This window comes from Leisingera daeponensis, assembly GCF_019801465.1.
GTDB lineage: Bacteria > Pseudomonadota > Alphaproteobacteria > Rhodobacterales > Rhodobacteraceae > Leisingera > Leisingera daeponensis_A.
This window is the reverse complement of the sequence record NZ_JAHVJA010000003.1, coordinates 1-16,731: the sequence shown is the minus strand read 5'-3', so window position 1 is coordinate 16,731 and position 16,731 is coordinate 1. Positions and strand designations below refer to the sequence as shown.

General features: G+C 66.4%; 13 protein-coding genes and 1 tRNA gene. 12 read left to right on the top strand and 2 right to left on the bottom strand.

Annotated features, from left to right (window positions below):
- Positions 1-3: 3 nt before the first annotated feature.
- The gene (locus KUV26_RS08350; protein WP_222508025.1) at positions 4-1,053 is read left to right on the top strand and encodes a glycine betaine/L-proline ABC transporter ATP-binding protein; all 1,050 of its coding nucleotides are present in this window, start codon (positions 4-6) and stop codon (positions 1,051-1,053) included.
- 10 nt (positions 1,054-1,063) lie between these two features.
- Entirely contained in the window at positions 1,064-2,581 is a 1,518-nt protein-coding gene (locus tag KUV26_RS08345; RefSeq protein WP_222508024.1) for an ABC transporter permease, read from the top strand.
- A gap of 269 nt (positions 2,582-2,850) precedes the next feature.
- Here the strand turns inward: KUV26_RS08345 and KUV26_RS08340 are convergent, their stop codons facing one another.
- On the bottom strand, positions 2,851-3,861 hold the full coding sequence (locus KUV26_RS08340) for an AraC family transcriptional regulator (RefSeq protein WP_222508023.1): 1,011 nt from the start codon (positions 3,859-3,861) through the stop codon (positions 2,851-2,853).
- Between the two features lie 160 nt (positions 3,862-4,021).
- On the opposite strand from KUV26_RS08340, the gene KUV26_RS08335 reads away from it, so the two are divergent.
- The 10 genes from KUV26_RS08335 to KUV26_RS08290 all read left to right on the top strand — a co-directional run bounded on the left by KUV26_RS08335 (position 4,022) and on the right by KUV26_RS08290 (position 16,320).
- On the top strand, positions 4,022-5,380 hold the full coding sequence (locus tag KUV26_RS08335) for an NAD(P)/FAD-dependent oxidoreductase (RefSeq protein WP_222508022.1): 1,359 nt from the start codon (positions 4,022-4,024) through the stop codon (positions 5,378-5,380).
- Positions 5,356-6,879: a quinohemoprotein amine dehydrogenase subunit alpha gene (peaA, locus tag KUV26_RS08330; RefSeq protein WP_222508021.1), complete on the top strand. Its 1,524-nt coding sequence runs from the start codon at positions 5,356-5,358 to the stop codon at positions 6,877-6,879. The genes KUV26_RS08335 and peaA overlap by 25 nt, the downstream gene beginning before the upstream one ends.
- A 17-nt stretch (positions 6,880-6,896) precedes the next feature.
- Positions 6,897-8,321 (top strand): quinohemoprotein amine dehydrogenase maturation protein, encoded by a 1,425-nt coding sequence (gene peaB / locus KUV26_RS08325; protein WP_222508020.1) that lies wholly within the window; start codon positions 6,897-6,899, stop codon positions 8,319-8,321.
- Positions 8,318-8,641: a quinohemoprotein amine dehydrogenase subunit gamma gene (qhpC, locus tag KUV26_RS08320; RefSeq protein WP_222504435.1), complete on the top strand. Its 324-nt coding sequence runs from the start codon at positions 8,318-8,320 to the stop codon at positions 8,639-8,641. The genes peaB and qhpC overlap by 4 nt, the downstream gene beginning before the upstream one ends.
- A 13-nt stretch (positions 8,642-8,654) precedes the next feature.
- Positions 8,655-9,734, top strand: a complete 1,080-nt coding sequence (gene peaD / locus KUV26_RS08315; protein WP_222508019.1) for a quinohemoprotein amine dehydrogenase subunit beta — start codon at positions 8,655-8,657, stop codon at positions 9,732-9,734.
- The gene (locus KUV26_RS08310) at positions 9,731-11,473 is read left to right on the top strand and encodes an ABC transporter transmembrane domain-containing protein (RefSeq protein ID WP_222508018.1); all 1,743 of its coding nucleotides are present in this window, start codon (positions 9,731-9,733) and stop codon (positions 11,471-11,473) included. Before peaD ends, KUV26_RS08310 begins: the two co-directional genes overlap by 4 nt.
- On the top strand, positions 11,470-12,126 hold the full coding sequence (locus KUV26_RS08305; RefSeq protein WP_222508017.1) for a hypothetical protein: 657 nt from the start codon (positions 11,470-11,472) through the stop codon (positions 12,124-12,126). The genes KUV26_RS08310 and KUV26_RS08305 overlap by 4 nt, the downstream gene beginning before the upstream one ends.
- A complete protein-coding gene (locus tag KUV26_RS08300; protein WP_222508016.1) occupies positions 12,123-13,118 on the top strand; it encodes a helix-turn-helix domain-containing protein in 996 nt (331 codons plus the stop codon). The genes KUV26_RS08305 and KUV26_RS08300 overlap by 4 nt, the downstream gene beginning before the upstream one ends.
- 15 nt (positions 13,119-13,133) lie before the next feature.
- Positions 13,134-14,537 carry an aldehyde dehydrogenase family protein gene (locus KUV26_RS08295; RefSeq protein ID WP_222508015.1) on the top strand — a complete coding sequence of 468 codons (1,404 nt, stop codon included), beginning with the start codon at positions 13,134-13,136 and terminating at the stop codon, positions 14,535-14,537.
- 79 nt (positions 14,538-14,616) lie between these two features.
- Positions 14,617-16,320: an AMP-binding protein gene (locus KUV26_RS08290; RefSeq protein WP_222508014.1), complete on the top strand. Its 1,704-nt coding sequence runs from the start codon at positions 14,617-14,619 to the stop codon at positions 16,318-16,320.
- A gap of 292 nt (positions 16,321-16,612) precedes the next feature.
- On the opposite strand, the gene KUV26_RS08285 is transcribed toward KUV26_RS08290, so the two are convergent.
- Positions 16,613-16,689: transfer RNA gene (locus KUV26_RS08285), tRNA-Met, on the bottom strand.
- Positions 16,690-16,731: the final 42 nt, after the last annotated feature.

Sequence of the window (16,731 nt, the reverse complement as noted above, 5' to 3'; positions counted from 1 at the left end):
GCCATGGCGGGTGATATCGCAATTGACGCACGCGGCGTCTGGAAAATTTTCGGGGCACGCGCAGATGAGGCGCTGCAGGCCATTCACGCGGAAGGGCTGACCAAGCCGCAGGTTCTGGAGCGGTTCAACTGCGTGGTCGGGGTGGCAGATGCCAGCTTCCAGATCGAACGCGGCGAACTGTTCTGCGTGATGGGATTGTCGGGCTCCGGAAAATCAACACTGGTGCGCCATGTGAACCGGCTGCTGGAGCCCACCGACGGGCATATCTACATCAACGGTGATGATGTGATGGGTCTGAACGCCGAAGGCCTGCGCGACCTGCGCAACCGCCGGGTTGCCATGGTGTTCCAGAACTTCGGCCTGATGCCGCACCGCACGGTGCGCGACAACGTGGCGATGCCGCTTGAAATCCGCGGCACCGGCAAGGCCCGCCGCTGGGAAGAGGCCGACCGGGTGCTGGATCTGGTGGAGCTTTCGGGCTGGGAGGACAAATACGCCCATGAGCTGTCCGGCGGCATGCAGCAGCGGGTTGGCTTGGCGCGGGCAATTGCTTCGGACCCCGAGATCCTTTTGATGGATGAGCCGTTTTCGGCGCTTGATCCGCTGATTCGCAAGCAGCTGCAGGACCAGTTCATGCAGCTCTCCCGCAAGCTCGGCAAGACCACAATGTTCATCACCCATGATCTCGATGAGGCGATCCGCATAGGCCACCGCATCGCCATCATGAAGGACGGGCGCATCGTACAGATTGGCACCCCGGAGGAGATCATACTCAATCCGGCGGATGATTATGTGGCGGACTTCGTGGCCGGAATCTCCAAGCTGAACATGATCTTTGCCCATTCGGTGATGAAACCGGTGGCCGAATTCGAAGCAACGCACGGGGCGCTTCCTGCGGATGCCAAGGTGGCACGGCCCGACATGGACCTGAGCGACCTGATGGAGCTGGCGGTGGACGGCCACGGCATCGTGAAGGTGGCGGACGCCGGGGCCACTGTTGGGGTGATCAACCGCGCGGGTCTGATCCGCGCCATTCAGGACAGCCAGGCCTAAGGAGACGGTTATGAAACACATCGACCAATCGCAGATCAAGCCGGAAACCGCCGGGCGCCTGAATTCGCTCGTGGACGAGTTCACTGGCCAGTCGCAAAGCTATTACCGGAACGTTTTCAGCTACATGATGGAGGCGCCGGGCTACCGGTTCACCTTGAACCGGGCGGCAGGCTTTCTCGGTCCGGTCTGGTTCGGGGCAAGGGGATTGTGGTCCTGGTTCCTGGGATTTCTGGTGCTGGAAACCCTGGCCTATATCCAGATCGCCATGGGGCTGTTCGGCGATCTGGGCCGCGACTTGCGCATCCGGGCCGAGCAGATCGCCCAGACGCTGGAATTGCGGCATCAGCAGATTGCGGCGGCAGAGGCGTCAGGCGCTTCCTCGCTGGAGTCGCTGAAACGCGCTGCCGAGTCGCTAGAGGGAGCGTTGGCCAGCACGCAAGAGGCTGCAGCGGCGGCGAACGCCAGCGGGGTCATCTATTTGATGGTCGGCGGTGCGCTGCTGCTGGCGGTCAAGTTACTGGCGGCCTCCTTGGCGAACTGGACGCTGGAAGGGCAGTTTGCCCGCTGGCGCTCCGACCGGAACGTGGCGAGCGGCTGGTCGGTGCCGCGGCTGGCGGTTTCCACTGTGCTTGCGGCGGCGGTTGTTGTGCTGTCGGCGCTGAAATTTGCGTTGCCCGATGCGTTCTCCCTGCTGAATGCCTTTCCGACCAACCGGGACTGGCGGCTGAATGTGGGTGACGGGGTCCAAGCAGTGTTTGACTGGACCAAGACGTCCGGCAGGGGCTTCTTTGACGGGCTGACTGCGGGCATGCGTACGCTTCTGGACTGGATCGAAGTGGTGCTGGTCGATACCCCCTGGCCGGTGGTAGCACTGGTCATCGTGATGCTCGCCTACTTGTCGGCAGGAGCCCGGGTGGCGATTTTCACGGGTGCAGCGCTGGCCTACCTGGGGCTGCTGGACTTCTGGGAGAAGGCGATGACCACAATCGCCCTGCTGGGTGCTGCGGCACTGATCTCGATCACCCTGGGCATTCCGCTCGGCATCTACTGCGCGCGCCGCCCCAAGGTGTTTTCAGTTGTGCGCCCGGTGCTGGATTTCATGCAGTCGATGCCGTCATTTGTCTATCTGATCCCGGTGGTGGCCTTTATCGGCTCGGGCAAGCCCGCGGGGGTCGTGGCAACAATGATCTTCGGCAGCCCGCCGGTGATCCGCTTCACCGTGCTCGGCCTGCAGCAGGTGCCTGAAACCGTGCGCGAAGCGGCGCTCGCCTTCGGCGCCACCCCGCGTTACCTCCTGTGGCGGGTGGATCTGCCGCTGGCGCGCAAGACGATCATGGCCGGCGTCAACCAGACCATCCTCTTGTCGCTGGCAATGGTTGTCGTGGCCTCGCTGATCGGCGCCAAGGGGCTGGGCGAGGACGTGCTGGAGGCGCTGCAGTATGCGGCCGCCGGGCAGGGCATTCTGGCAGGGCTGGCGATCCTGTTCTGCGCGCTGATCCTCGACCGGATCGTCGCCGGGAAGCGTTGAGGATAGCACACTGCGCTGTGCGCGATATGCAAATACACTGGCCGCCCCTGGCGGCCAGTGTATTTAGTTACGGTCAGAATTCTTCAGGCGGCAGCGTTTCGGGCGTGTTCCGGCAGCAGGGCCGGGCGTCACGCTAGGGGCATCATGCGGCGCGGTTCCTCGATGAATGCCGCCTCGCGCTCCCGGACCAAGACCTCCACGCTCTGTTCGGACAGGTTGCTGGCCCGGCTTTGGTGCCGGTTTCATTGCTGCAGCACTTTTCCGGGTGTTCAGGCAGATGTCTGCTTCCTGTACTGGCTGGGGGTGGCCCCCTCCTGCTGCCGGAAAGCGCGTTCGAAGGCGGACACCTCGGAATAGCCCAGTCTCTCGGAAATATCGTGCAGCTGCGTTCCCGGCGCCCGCAGCATGCGCTTGGCGATTTCCATCCGGCAACTCGCCAGCAGCCGGGAGAATTTCTCGCCCTCATCCTCCAGCTTGCGGCGCAAGGTGCGGCGTGACATGCCCAGCGCGGCCGCGACAGTGGTTTGCTCGAAACTTTCCCGGCCGATGCGCATCAGCAACTCGCGCCGCACCCGCACGGACACAGGCGCCTGGCGTTCACTCTGCCGGGCAGAAAGAACAATGGACTGCGAGGCTTCCTTGAATGCTGAGTTTTCGCTGCCCGGCAAAGGCAAGTCCAGCAGGCAGGCGGAAAACACCAGCGTGTTAGATGGAGCTCCGAACTGCACGGGACAGCGGGGACCCGCCTTGTTTTCGCATCGCAGCGCACTTGATTCGTGCTCAAGCAACAGCTTTTCAGGCCGCCAGTCGGGCCCGGTTGCGGATTTAACGAGACTGTTGAAAACCGAAAGAGTCAGCTCGGCATCCTGCTGACGCGGCCAGATGCTGTTGTCCAGAATCCTGTATGTCAGAAGCGCCTTGTCGCCCTCGACGCTCAGCCGCATTTCAGAGTCGCTTTGCACCACCGGGAAGGCATTCCGGAACAACGAGAACGCGGCGCCGAGCGTTGGGGCCTGCTTTATGAATTCCCCAAGTGTTCCAAGGTTTTGCAGATCGAAGACTGAACCGACCCGCCAGCCGAAGTCCGGCAGCCCGAGTGCCGCGGAAGCATGCTCGCAGAAATCCACGAACTTCTTCAGGCCGATCTCCCCGTTCAGGTCAGACGGTCTGATCCTGGCACTGCGGAAAATCGTGTTTGCATCGCCATTCATGAATTCGACGGCCCGCACCGGGTCGTTCAATGTAGTGGCGGAAATCCGCGGCTGATAATTGTGTGGCATCGTGCGCTTCCTCAGGATTGCGCCAGAATACCGCAAAAAATCGCCATTCCAGAAAAATCACGGCAGGCGGGGCCAGAGCCGCCGATTCTGTCCGGAAATGTCGTCTTGTTGTCCGGAAGTGTCCGCCACAAGAGGCGGCCTGCCGAGGCATTTTGGCTGAATGGCACCTCAAACAGACACCTTTGATATTGCGATTGCAGGCGGCGGCCCGGCCGGGTCAGTGGCGGCAGTTCTGCTGGCGCGCGCCGGGTTCCGCGTGGCGCTGGCCACCCTGCCGCCGCGCGGAACCCGCTTCGAGGGCATGTCCGGCCGCGTCGCTGCCATCCTGGCGCGGCACCGGCTGCCGCTGGCCGGGATCAGCCCGGCGGCACAGCGCCATGTCAGCTGGGGCGCGTTCCAGGGCGGGCAGAATAGCGAGCATCCGGCCGACCGGAGCGCCTTTGACAGCGGGCTGCTGGAAGCGGCGCGGGCCGAGGGCGTCAGTGTTGTTTTGGCGGCGGTCTCCAGCGTGCGGCCGGAGGCCGGGGAAATCCGGCTGAGCGATGGCCAATGCCTGTCTGCCGGGTTGCTTTTCGAAGCCCGAGGCCGCCGGGCGCCGCGCCAAAGTTCGGATTCGAGCCGAGCTGAGCAGGTGGGGCCGGACACGATCTCCGTTGCCGGGATTGTGCCAGCACAGAAGGGATATATGGAAACGCCGTGGCTCGAAGCGCGGCCCGAGGGCTGGATCTGGTCGGTTCCAGTGAAACGGGACCGGCTTTGGCTGCAGGCGGTGGGGGCTGCGGCTTCGCTGGGCCAGACGGGCGGCAAAGACGCTGTGGCAGCTTTGTGGGGGACTGTAGCAGGAGTCCCTCCCCTGCCCGCCCGTCCCGTCGTACACGCAATTGCGCCACGGCTGACGGCACCGGATCTGGATCCGCGCTGCCCCCGGCTAGGTGATGCGGCGGTGGCGCTGGATCCCCTGTCGGGGCACGGGATGTTCTGGGCCGTATCCTCGGCACTGATGGCGGTGCCCATCGCGCGGGCGCTGCTGGCGGGAAAGGCTGATTTGGCCCGCGAGTTCTACCGCAACCGGGTGGCAGAGACCTTCTGGCGGCAGGCGCGGGTGGGCCGGGATTTCTACCGCGAGGCGGGGTTTCGGAGCACATTCTGGCAACAGCGCGCGGCCTGGCCGGACGATGCGCCCGCCCATAATACGGACATCCGCCCTCATACCGGCACGCGGGTTGTCGTCCAGAACGGCCGGCTGGCGCGCCGCGAGGTGCTGATCACCAGCGATGCGCCCGGCGGCGCTGCCTTTGTCGGCGGCCAGGAGATCGTTCCGCTCCTGCGCCGTCTGAACGGGCGCCCCTTGCCGGACCCGGCCCGGTTTCACGCCGAGTTTATACCCGAAGCCCCGCCGCAGGCGGCACAGGCCATCCACCGCTGGCTTGCAGCGCAGGGTTTCACCGGGGGGGCCGCGCTCCCCCTGGACACCAACAACAGGGAGACATTTCAATGGCACCACGATCAGGCCGTCTGACGGCCGCATTGCTCTTTTCGATAACCGGCGCCACGGCCGCCCTCGCCAGCGAAGAGCTGCTGCAGGACACCTGCGGCGGCTGCCACACCGCCGAGGACGGCGGGCTGACCCGGATTACCGGCCAGCGCAAGACGCCGGAAGGCTGGATGATGACCATTGTCCGGATGCAGCAGGCGCATGGGCTGGACGTCAGCGCCGGGAACCGCCGGGCCATCGTGCAGCACCTGGCGGACACCCAGGGTCTGGCCCCGTCCGAGGCTGCCCCGTTCCGCTATGCGCTGGAGAAGGACCCGAACGCGCAGGAGAGCTTTGACGAGCCCTTCGCCTCGATGTGCTCACGCTGCCATACCGGCGCGCGCGGGCTTCTGCAGAACCGCACCGCCGAGGAATGGGAGCTGCATATGGATTTCCATGTCGGCCATTTCCCCACCATCGAATACCAGGCGCTTGGCCGCGACCGGGAGTGGTACAAGATCGCCCGGACCGAAATCGCCGGCTATTTGGCGGAGCAGAACCCGCTGGAGACGGCCGCCTGGACGGACTGGCAGGCAGCGGACAAACAGCCGGTGGCGGGCGACTGGGTGGTGATGACCGACCTGCCCGGCATCGGTGAGGCCTACGGCAAGCTGACGGTGACGGGCGATGCCTCGCCCTATCAGGTCAGCGGCGCGTTCATGACGGCGGACGGCACTGCGCATCCGGCGTCGGGGCAGATGAACCTTTATACCGGCTATGAATGGCGCGCCAATCTGGACATTGGCGGCACCGCCTACCGCCAGGTGCTGGCGCTGTCCGAGGATGGCAACAGCCTGCAGGGCCGCCAGTTCGACCGCAGCAACGACGCCCTGGGCGCGCCGCTGAGCGGTGTGCGGGACGGGGCTGGCAGCGTCATCCTGGGCACCGTTCCCTCTGCCGTGCCGGCAGGGGAGGCACTGGTGCAGGTGGTTGGCACCGGGCTTGACGGTCTTGACGCCTCCAGCGGCGATGCAACGGCGAACAGCTTTGGCGCGGCGCTGTCGCTGGCGGCAGAGGGCAACGGCGTGGTCACCTTCAGCGCAGGCGGGGCCGAGGGGCAGATCGCTCATTACACCTCGGTGGACAGCATCCGGGTCGAGCCGGAGTTCACCATCGCCCGCGTCGGCGGCGGCAGCGAGGAAGGCCCGGCCGCGGTGCCCGCCTACTTCAACGCGGTCGGCATGTGGAACGGCCCCGACGGCCAGGCCGGCACCGACGACGACGTCCGCATCGGCCGGGTTGAGGCGCAATGGACCGTGGCCAACGCGCATGAACACGCCGCCCACATGAAGGACACCGAATACGCCGGGGACATGCAGGCCAACGGCATCTTCATGCCCGCCATTGCCGGCCCCAACCCGGAGCGCCCTTTCAGCGCCAACAACGCGGGTGAGCTGAAGGTGCAGGCCGAGGCGATGGGCCAGCAGGCGGAGGCGATGCTGATCGTCACCGTGCAGCGCTTCATCGACCCGCCGATCCGCTGAGACAGGGGAGAGAGACCATGAAAGACTTTCACTATCAGCCGGCCAATGCGCACCGGGTCGCGGTCGAGGGGCGCGAGGTTCTGTTCCACGTCCCCACCACCTCGATCTTCGAGATGGACGGGGTGGACAGGGATATCCTCGACTATGCGGCGCAGGCGCAGGCCTTCTCGATGGAGGAGTTCGAGGCGCGGTTTGCGGCATCGGATGCGGTGGCACGGCTCGACGGGCTGGTGCGGCTCGACATCGTCAACGACGGCCGCCCGCTGCAGCCGGAACGGCCGCCCATCGAGATCGAGAATTTCCCGCTGACCACCATCGTCCTGAACGTCAACACCGGCTGCAACCTGGCCTGTTCCTACTGCTACAAGGAAGATCTGGCGATCCCGTCCAAGGGCCAGAAGATGGCCTTTGAAACCGCGCAGAAGTCGGTGGAGATGCTGCTGGCGGAAAATCCGGACCGGGACAGCTACAACGTGGTGTTCTTCGGCGGCGAGCCGCTGTCGAACCTGCCGCTGATCCGGCAGGTGGTGGACTGGGCCGAGCCGCATTTCGCCTCCCTCGGCAAGGCGGTGAACTTCAGCCTCACCACCAACGCGACCCTGCTGACCGAGCCGCTGATCGATTGGCTCGACCAGCACAGGTTCGGCCTGACGGTCTCCATTGACGGCCCCAAGGCGCAGCACGACCTCAACCGCAAGACGGTGGGCGGCAAGGGCACCTATGATGCGGTCGCCGCCAAGGCGCGGCTGCTGTTGTCGCGCTACAAATCCAAACCGGTGGGCGCCCGCGTCACCCTGACCGCCGGCATCACCAACATTGTCGAGATCTGGGACCACTTGATCAACGATATCGGCTTTGCCGAGGTCGGCTTCTCGCCGGTGACCTCGGGCGAGATGGATGCCTTCAACCTCAACGGCGCCGAGTTGCTGGAGGTGTTCGAGGGCATGAAATCCCTCGGCCGCCGCTATGTCGAGGAGGCGCTCGAGGGCCGCAACATCGGCTTTTCCAACATGCATCAGATGATGAACGACCTCTACGAGGGGCGCTCCAAGGCTCTGCCCTGCGGGGCCGGTGTGGGGATGCTGGCGGTCAACCATGATGGCGCATTGAACCTTTGCCACCGGTTCACCGGCTCGGAGATGGACCAGTTCGGCACCGTCGATGAGGGCATCAAGCGCAAGGAGCTGTCGGGGTTCATCAAGGCGCGCTCCGACCGCACCGAGAAGGGCTGCGCCACCTGCCGGATCCGCAACCTGTGCGCGGGCGGCTGCTACCACGAGAGCTATGCCCATTTCAGCGACCCGATGATGCCGACCTATCACTACTGCGACCTGATGCGCGACTGGATCGATTTCGGAGTCGCCGCCTATGCCGAACTGATCGCCAAGGCGCCGCAGTACTTTCACCAGCATGTTGCGCCGAGGAGGGCGTTTGGAAAATGAAACCGCTCAATCAGAAAGCCGAACGCGTCCAGCAGGCCGCCGCCGAAGGCCAGATGGAAGAGGTCCGCGCGATGCAAACCGTGACCGCGGGCTGCGCCACCACATTCGACCCGGGCTGGGAAGTCGATCCCTTCGGCGGCCTCGCGGCCCTCTGTCAGCCGATGGAGGCGGATCTCTACGGCTGCTCCGACCCCTGCTGGTGGCCCGCCCAGGTGCCCGACATCATGGTCAATCACCAGAACTGGGACGAAAACGCTCCCAATGCCGCCAAGGACTGGCGCGCGCTTGGCGCCACCTACCCCACCGATGCCGAGACCTGAGGAGACCCGTATCATGAAATCCGCGCTTTTTGCTGCTGCGGCGCTGTGCGCCTCCGCCCTGCCGCTGGCAGCGGGCGATCTGCTGGTAACGGTGGCCCGCCCCTCCAACCTTTACGTGTTCGATGCCGATACCCGCGCGCTGAAGCAGGACTGCGACCTCGGCACCAACGTGACGCCCGGGGTGATCGCCATGTCGCCGGACAACGGCATCGCCTATGTGCTGCTGAACCACTGGCAGGATGTGGTCGGCGTCAATATCGAAACCTGCGAAACCGTATTTCATGCCGCCCAGTCGGACGGCGATGTGACCCGCCGCTCGCTGGCCTCGCTCGCAGTCTCCAAGGACGGCAGCCAGATCTACACGGTGCGCAACCCGGTACGGAAAAAGATCGACCGCTACGAGGTGCTTCAGCCCGAGTTCGCGGTCTACGATGCCAGCGCCGGGCTGGAGGCCGAGCCGGCAGCGCTGTTCGACGCCCCGCGGCGGGCGACGCTGATGGCCACCGACCGCAACGGCAGCGTTTACCTGGCCGGCCACGAGGTCTACCGGATTGATCCTGCAACCGGCGGCACCGAGGTGGCCATCGCCAACGCCAGCTGGGACCGCCCGACGTACAGCCCGCCGGACGTTCTCGCCTTCTGGCCCACCGGCAGCCAGAACGACGAGTTCATGCTGATGTATACAGCTGCGGTCTTCACCGACGAGAGCCAGCAGGAAATGGCGGATTTTGTCTGGGGCTACCAGTCCGTCGACCTCACGACCGGCGAGACCGAGATTGCCGATTTCGCCTCCTTCGAGGTGCTTATGTTCTCCGGTGTGCGCAGCGCCGTGGACCCCAAGTATCTCTACGGGGTCTACACCCAACTCTCCAAGCACGATCTGGAAACCCGCGAACTGGTGAAACGGGTCGACCTGCCGCACACCTATTACGTCATCAACGTGTCCAGCGACGGCAAGGAGATCTATGTCGCCGGCACCAATGACGACATCGGCATCTATGACAGCGAAACGCTGGAGCGCATTGGCGAAATCCGGATGCCTTCCGGCGGCGACATGTCCGTCTCCACCCTGCAAGTCGTGCCGCAGGGATGACCGGCAGCGCCGGAAAGTTTTCTCCCCAGCCGGGCCGCCCCGCCGTGGCCCGCGCCTGGCCGCATCTGCCTGCCCGGGCAGGTGCGGCGCTTTTTACACCCGCCGCCGCAGGCTGGCTGCTGCCGCTGTTGCGCCCGCACCGGCGCCGGCTGGCGCTGCTGCTGCTGATCAGTTTCCTTGCCGCCGGCCTCGGCCTGCTGCCGCCCTATATCAGCAAGCTGGTCATCGACCGCGGGCTGATCGCGGGCGATGCCGCGCAGCTGGTGGTCTGGTCGCTCGCGCTGTTTGCGGTTGGCCTGCTGGCCACCGGCACCGGCGCGCTCAGCAGCATCCTCCATATGCGCGCGTCCGTCAGGATGCTGGCGCGGCTGCGGCGGCGGCTGCTGTCCCGGCTGGCCGCCAAACCCGCCGGCTGGTTTGCCGCGCAGCGCGCGGGCGAGCTGCTGTCCCGCATCGACGGCGACGCCGCCGAAGTGCAGAAATTCGCCTTCAACGCGGTGCTGGGCGGCTCCTCGGCCTTGATCCGGCTGATCGGCGGCTCGGCGATGCTGATGGTGCTGGACTGGCGGCTCGGCCTGCTGACCGCTCTGCTGGCCCCGGTCGAGCTTGCCTTTCTGGCCTGGGCGCGGCCCCGGACCGAGCGCCACGCCGCCGCGGTGCGCGAGATGCAGGGACGCTACGCAGCCGGTCTGTCGGAAACCCTGTTCGGACTGCCCGCCCTGCAGGCCGCCCGCGGCACCCTCTGGGCCGAGCGGCGCAGCCTGCGCGACCACGACAGCCTGAGCCGGAAGCTGATCGCCCAGAACCTCTGGCGCGAGTTCACCCGCGCCGTGCCGGTACTGCTGTCGGCCCTGACCCGCTCGGCGATCTTTCTGGCGGGCGGGCTGATGGTGATCCGCGGCGAGTGGCCGCTGGGGTCGCTGATCGCCTTCATCGCCTACATGGGATTCATGACCGGTCCGATGCAATCGCTGCTGGGCCTGTGGCACGCGCAGGCGCGGGTCAAGGTCGCGGCGGCCCGGCTGAATGCGGTGATGCAGGCGGATGCCCCCGCCCGCACCGCCGCTTTTTCACCGTCCGGCTATGCCTTGCGGCTGGACGGCGTGACCGTCTCCCGCGGGGCTGCTCCGCCGCTCGGCCCGCTGTCCCTGACCATCCCCGAGGGCACCCGGGTGGCGCTCAGGGGGGCCAGCGGCGCGGGCAAGACCTCGTTGCTGGCGGTGCTCTGCGGGCGGGCGCAGCCTCTAGCCGGGCGTGCCAGCCTGGGCGGTGCGGACCTGGCCCTGCTGGACGGCGCCGCCCTGCCGCCGCGCGTGGCCTTTGCCGGGCAGCGGCCGTTTACCCTGCGCGCCAGCCTGCGCGACAACCTGTTCCAGAGCCGCGCGTTCTGGGCTGATCCGGATAATGAAGCGGAGGTCTGGGCGCTGCTGGAGCTGTTCGGCCTGGCGGACAGGTTCCGCAGCGCCGGCGGTCTCGCCACCCTGCTGGGCGAAAGCGGGCTGACCCTGTCCGGCGGCGAGCGCCAGCGGCTGTGCCTACTGCGCGCGCTGCTGGCCCCGTTCGACATCCTGATCCTGGATGAGGCACTGTCGGAGGTGGACCCCGCCGCTGCCGCCCGCATCCTGGCCTATATCGACGCCCGTTTTCCCCATGCCACCCGCATCCTGACCGCCCACGGCGGCGCGGCGGCGGGCGGGGAGTTCGGCATGGAAATCAACCTGACGGAGGCCGTGGCATGACCCCTGCGCCGCTGATCGCGCTGATCGACGGTCCGCTGGCCGCGGACACCCCGGGCCTCGCCGGCCGGGCGGAAATTTGCGATGTGCATCCCCGCGCTGCCGGAAGCCCGGCCGCGCTGCACGCCAGCTGCATGGCCGCAGCCATCCGCGCCAATGCACCGGATGCGCAGATCCTCGGGATCAGCATCTTTCCGGGCCGCCTGTCCACCACGCCCGCAACCGCGGCAAAGGCGCTGCACCGCGCCGCGGAGACGGAGGCGGCAATCGTGCACTGCTCGTTCGGCCATGCCGGTGCCAGCCCGCTGCTGGCGGCGGCCGCGGCCGCAGTGCTGCGGTCGGGCAAGCTGCTGGTGGCCTCGGCCCCGGCCCGCGGCACGCCGGTCTGCCCGGCCGGCTGCGATGGCGTGTTCTCGGTGCAGGGCGATGCCCGCTGCGGCGCCGGCCAGTGGTCGCTGCTGAACCTCCCGGCCGCACGCTTCGGCGCCTGCCCCGGCGGCCCCGGCTCGCCGGTCCGGGGCGCCAGCCTGGCGGCTGCGCATTTCACCGGTCTGCTGGCCCGGGCCAACGCGGAAGGCGGGGTCGGGGAGATGCTGCAAACCCCGTCCTTCACCGGACGCGAGCGCATAGGGACAGGAGGCCCGCACGCCGCATGATCGGATTTGAACCATGGAACAGCACCCTGCGCGCCAGCTGCGGCCACTATTATGCGGTCCCGGACCGGGCCGTCGGCGAGTGGACAGGGACCTTTGACCTGCGGTGGCGCAGCGGCGTCGATGTGGCCGAGATCCGCTGCCCGTCCGCCCGCATCGAGCGCACCCGCAAGGGCATTCTGCGCGACGATCAGGAGCATTTCTTCCTGCTGCGCCAGCTGGAAGGCGAGACCGGCATCCTTCACGCGGGCCGCGAGACGCTGCTGAAACCGGGGGAGTTCCTGCTGCTGGATTCCACCCGCGCCGCGGAGCTGAGCATCGGCGGCGGGCCCGCGGCCTTCCTGTCGGCGCATCTGCCGCGGGCGCTGGTGCTGGAAACCCGCCGGGAGATGCCCGCGGCGGGCCGCAAGATCACCCGAGCGCATCCGCTGCACGCCAGCCTGTGCGGGCTGCTGGATGCCGGCGGCGCAGAGGACACCGCCGGCTATATCTTTGACCTGGTGCCGCTGGCCTTTGCCGGTGCCGGCCCGCGCCCGGGGGCCGGCAGTCTTGGCAGCCGCAGCAGCCGGTTCCGGCTGATCCGCGAAACGCTGGAGCTGCTCAGCGCCGATCCGCGGCTGACGGTGGACACGCTGGCCGCCCGCACCGGGCTGTCGCGGCGCCAGCTGCAGCGGGAATTCCAAGAGAACGGAACCACCTTCACCGGTTGCCTGACCCGCACCCGGCTGGCCGCGGTGGCGGGCAAGCTGCGCCACGCGGCGCGGCAGAAGGCCCGTGTGCCGATTGCCCAGCTCGCCTACGGCGCGGGATTCGGCGATATCTCCCACTTCAACCGCACCTTCCGCCAGCAGTTCGGCTGCTCGCCGCGCGGCTTCCTCGGCACCTGCGATCCCGGCGGATCTTTGGCGCAGGACGCAAACTCTTTGGCACCCGCCCCCAAGACCCCGCCGCCGGACCGTGCTTGTCTTTCCCAATCAAACCCGGCTGACGGATAAACAGGGAGAACGGCAATGGACTATGGCATGCTGATCAACGGCGAACAGGTTTCGGCGGAGCGCATGATCGAGGTGATCAACCCGGCGACGGAGGAGGTGTTTGCCCGCGTGCCGCATGCCTCTGAGGCGCATCTGAACCAGGCGGTGGCCGCCGCCAAGGCCGCGCAGAAAGCCTGGGCGGAAACGCCAATGGAAGAACGCCGCGCCAAGGTCGAGGCGCTGGCCGCCGCCATCGGCGAAGAGGCGGACGAACTGGCGCGGCTGATCACCCTGGAGCAGGGCAAGCCGCTGCCCGAAGCGCAGGGAGAGGTCGCGTGGTCGCAGGGCTATCTCGCCCATACCGCGACGCTGGAGCTGCCGGACCGCGTCATCCAGGATGACGCCGAGTTCCGCATCGAGACGCGGCACAAGCCCCTGGGCGTGGTGGCGGGCATCATCGCCTGGAACTTCCCGCTGCTCCTGTGCTGCTGGAAGATCGGTCCGGCGCTGATGGCCGGCAACGCCATCGTGCTGAAACCGGCCCCGACCACCCCGGTCTCCGCCCTGAAGCTGGGCGAGATCTGCGCCCGCATCTTCCCGGCCGGCCTCGTCAACATCATCACCGATGCCAACGACCTCGGACCCAAGCTGACGGCGCACCCGGATGTGGCCAAGATCGGCTTTACCGGCTCCTCCGAAACCGGCAAGCGGATCATGGCCAGTGCGGCCGACACCATGAAGCGGGTGACGCTGGAGATGGGCGGCAACGACCCTGCCATCGTGCTGCCGGACGTGGACGTGAAGACGGCGGCCGAAAAGGTCTATGGCGGCGCCTTTCTCAACGCCGGCCAGGTCTGCCTGGCGGTGAAGCGCGCCTATGTCCACAGCGACATCTACGAGGCGTTCTGCGCCGAGCTGGCGGCCCTCGCGGAGCAGGCCGTGGTCGATGACGGCATGAAGCAGGGGACGACCATCGGCCCGATCCAGAACAAGGCGCAGTTCGACAAGATCAAGGGCTTCCTAGAAGACGCCCGCGCCTGCGGGCAGATCATTGCCGGGGGCAGCGCCAAGGACGGACCCGGCTATTTCGTCCGCCCGACCATCGTGCGCGATGTCACCGACGGCCAGAAGATCGTCGACGAGGAACAGTTCGGCCCGATCCTGCCGGTGATCCGCTTCGACAGCATCGACGAGGTGATCGCCCGCGCCAACGCCTCCGACTACGGGCTGGGCGGCTCGGTGCATTCCGCCGATACCGCCAAGGCGGCCGAGATCGCCGGACGCATCGAGTCCGGCACCATCTGGGTGAACCAGCAGCTGAACATCGGCCCGCACATCCCGATGGCCGGCTTCAAGGGCTCCGGCCTCGGCGTCGAGCAATCGGTCGAGGGGCTGGCGGAATACACCCAGATGCAGGTGATCAACATCGCCCGCGGCTGATCCGCAGTAAACTCCGGCCGGGCCGCCGCCGCGGCGGCCCGCCCCGCGCCCCCCGCAGAGCCCCCAGCAGAGACTGACCATGACCGACCCGCAAACCGATCCCACCGCCCCGATTGACGGCCTTTCGCATGTGCGCGGCCCAAGCGAGCCGCCGCTGCAGCACATCACCATCCCGGCCCTGCTGCGGCAGGCGGCGGAACGGCACGGCAGCCGCGAGGCGCTGGTGTTCACGGATACCGGCATCCGGATGACCTATGCCGAGCTGGCCCGGCAAACGGACCGGCTGGCGGCGGGGCTGCTGGAGCTGGGCGTGGGCAAGGGCGACAGGGTCGGCATCTGGTCCCCGAACCGCTGCGAATGGGTTCTGACCCAGTTTGCCACCGCCCGGATCGGCGCCATTCTGGTGACCATCAACCCGGCCTACCGGCTGGCGGAGCTGGAATATGCGCTCAACAAGACCGGCTGCAAGGTGCTGATCGCGGCGGAAAGCTTCAAGAGTTCCCGCTACCTGGAGATGATCCGCGAACTGGCGCCCGAACTGGCCGCGGCCGCCCCCGGCCGGCTGGCGGCGGCACGGCTGCCGGCGCTGCGCCATGCGGTGGTGATGGCGGCGGAACCCGGCCCCGGCGTTCTGCCCTTTGAGACATTGCAGGAGATGAGCGCGGGTGCGGACACCGCGGCCCTGGACGCCATCAGCGCGGGGCTCGCTCCGGACGATGCGATCAACATCCAGTTCACCTCCGGCACCACCGGCCTCCCCAAAGGGGCGACGCTCACCCACTTCAACATCGTCAACAACGCCCGTTTCGTCACCAGCCGCATCAAGCTGACCGGGGCGGACCGGCTGCTGATCCCGGTGCCGCTCTATCATTGCTTCGGCATGGTGATGGGGGTGCTGGGCGCGGTCTCCAAGGGCGCCGCGATGGTCTTCCCCGGCGAGGCGTTCGAGCCGGCCGCGGTGCTGGATGCCGCCGCCGCGGAACGCGCCACCGCGCTTTACGGCGTGCCGACGATGTTCGTCGCCATGCTGCAGGAGCTGGACCGGGCCCCGCGCAATATCTCCTCCCTGCGCACCGGCATCATGGCCGGCGCCCCCTGCCCCATTGAAATCATGCGCCGGATGAACACGGACATGCACATGCAGGAGGTGACGATCTGCTACGGCATGACCGAAACCGCGCCGGTCTCCTTCCAGAGCTTCACCACCGACCCGGCAGAGAAACGCTGCACCACCGTCGGCCGCGTGCATCCGCATCTGGAGGTGAAAGCTGTGGACGGCGAAGGCCGCACCGTGCCCGCGGGCGAGCGGGGCGAACTGCTGGTGCGCGGCTACTCGGTGATGCAAGGCTATTGGGACGACCCCGCCGCGACGGAGGCCGCCAGTTCGGACGGCTGGATGCGCACTGGCGACCTCGCCACCATAGACTCGGACGGATTCTGCAGCATAACCGGGCGGCTGAAGGACATGATCATCCGCGGAGGTGAAAACATCTATCCGCGCGAAATCGAGGAGTTCCTGATCCGCCACCCGCAGATCGCAGATGCCCAAGTGTTCGGGGTGCCGGACGAAAAATTCGGTGAACAGGTCTGCGCCTGGATCGTGCCTGCACCGGGGGCCGGACTGGACGAAGAGGCGGTGCTCAGCCACTGCCGAGGCCAAATTGCGCATTTCAAGATCCCGCAGTATGTGCGGATCGTGCCGGAGTTGCCGATGACTGCCACAGGCAAGCCGCAGAAGTTCAAGATGCGCGAAATCATGGTGCAGCAGCTTGCCACGGTATGAAGGTTCACCAGCGCGTATCTGCAAAAAGTTCTTAAGTCATTTTCGAACTGCCTTTGCAATTAACTCGCGGCATAGCCTGACGTGCGGCCCGACCCGCAGCCCGTTATTTGCTTGCGGCATTCTGAGCAAAGCGGATTTGAGCTGAGTTCCGCTGTCTGAAGCCATTAAGCCGCACTTCGCCTTTCGGACCTCCTGCAAAATTCCGGAGATTTGAAAAGGAATAGAAACATCTATGCAAATCGGCGCCGAGATCTCTCAACGCCGTGCGTGGTGATGCGATTTTCACGGAAGTTGGTTGCGGGAGCAGGATTTGAACCTGCGACCTTCAGGTTATGAGCCTGACGAGCTACCTGGCTGCTCCATCCCGCGGCAGTGGTTTTGTTTCATCGTTTTAGAGAGATTATTGGATTT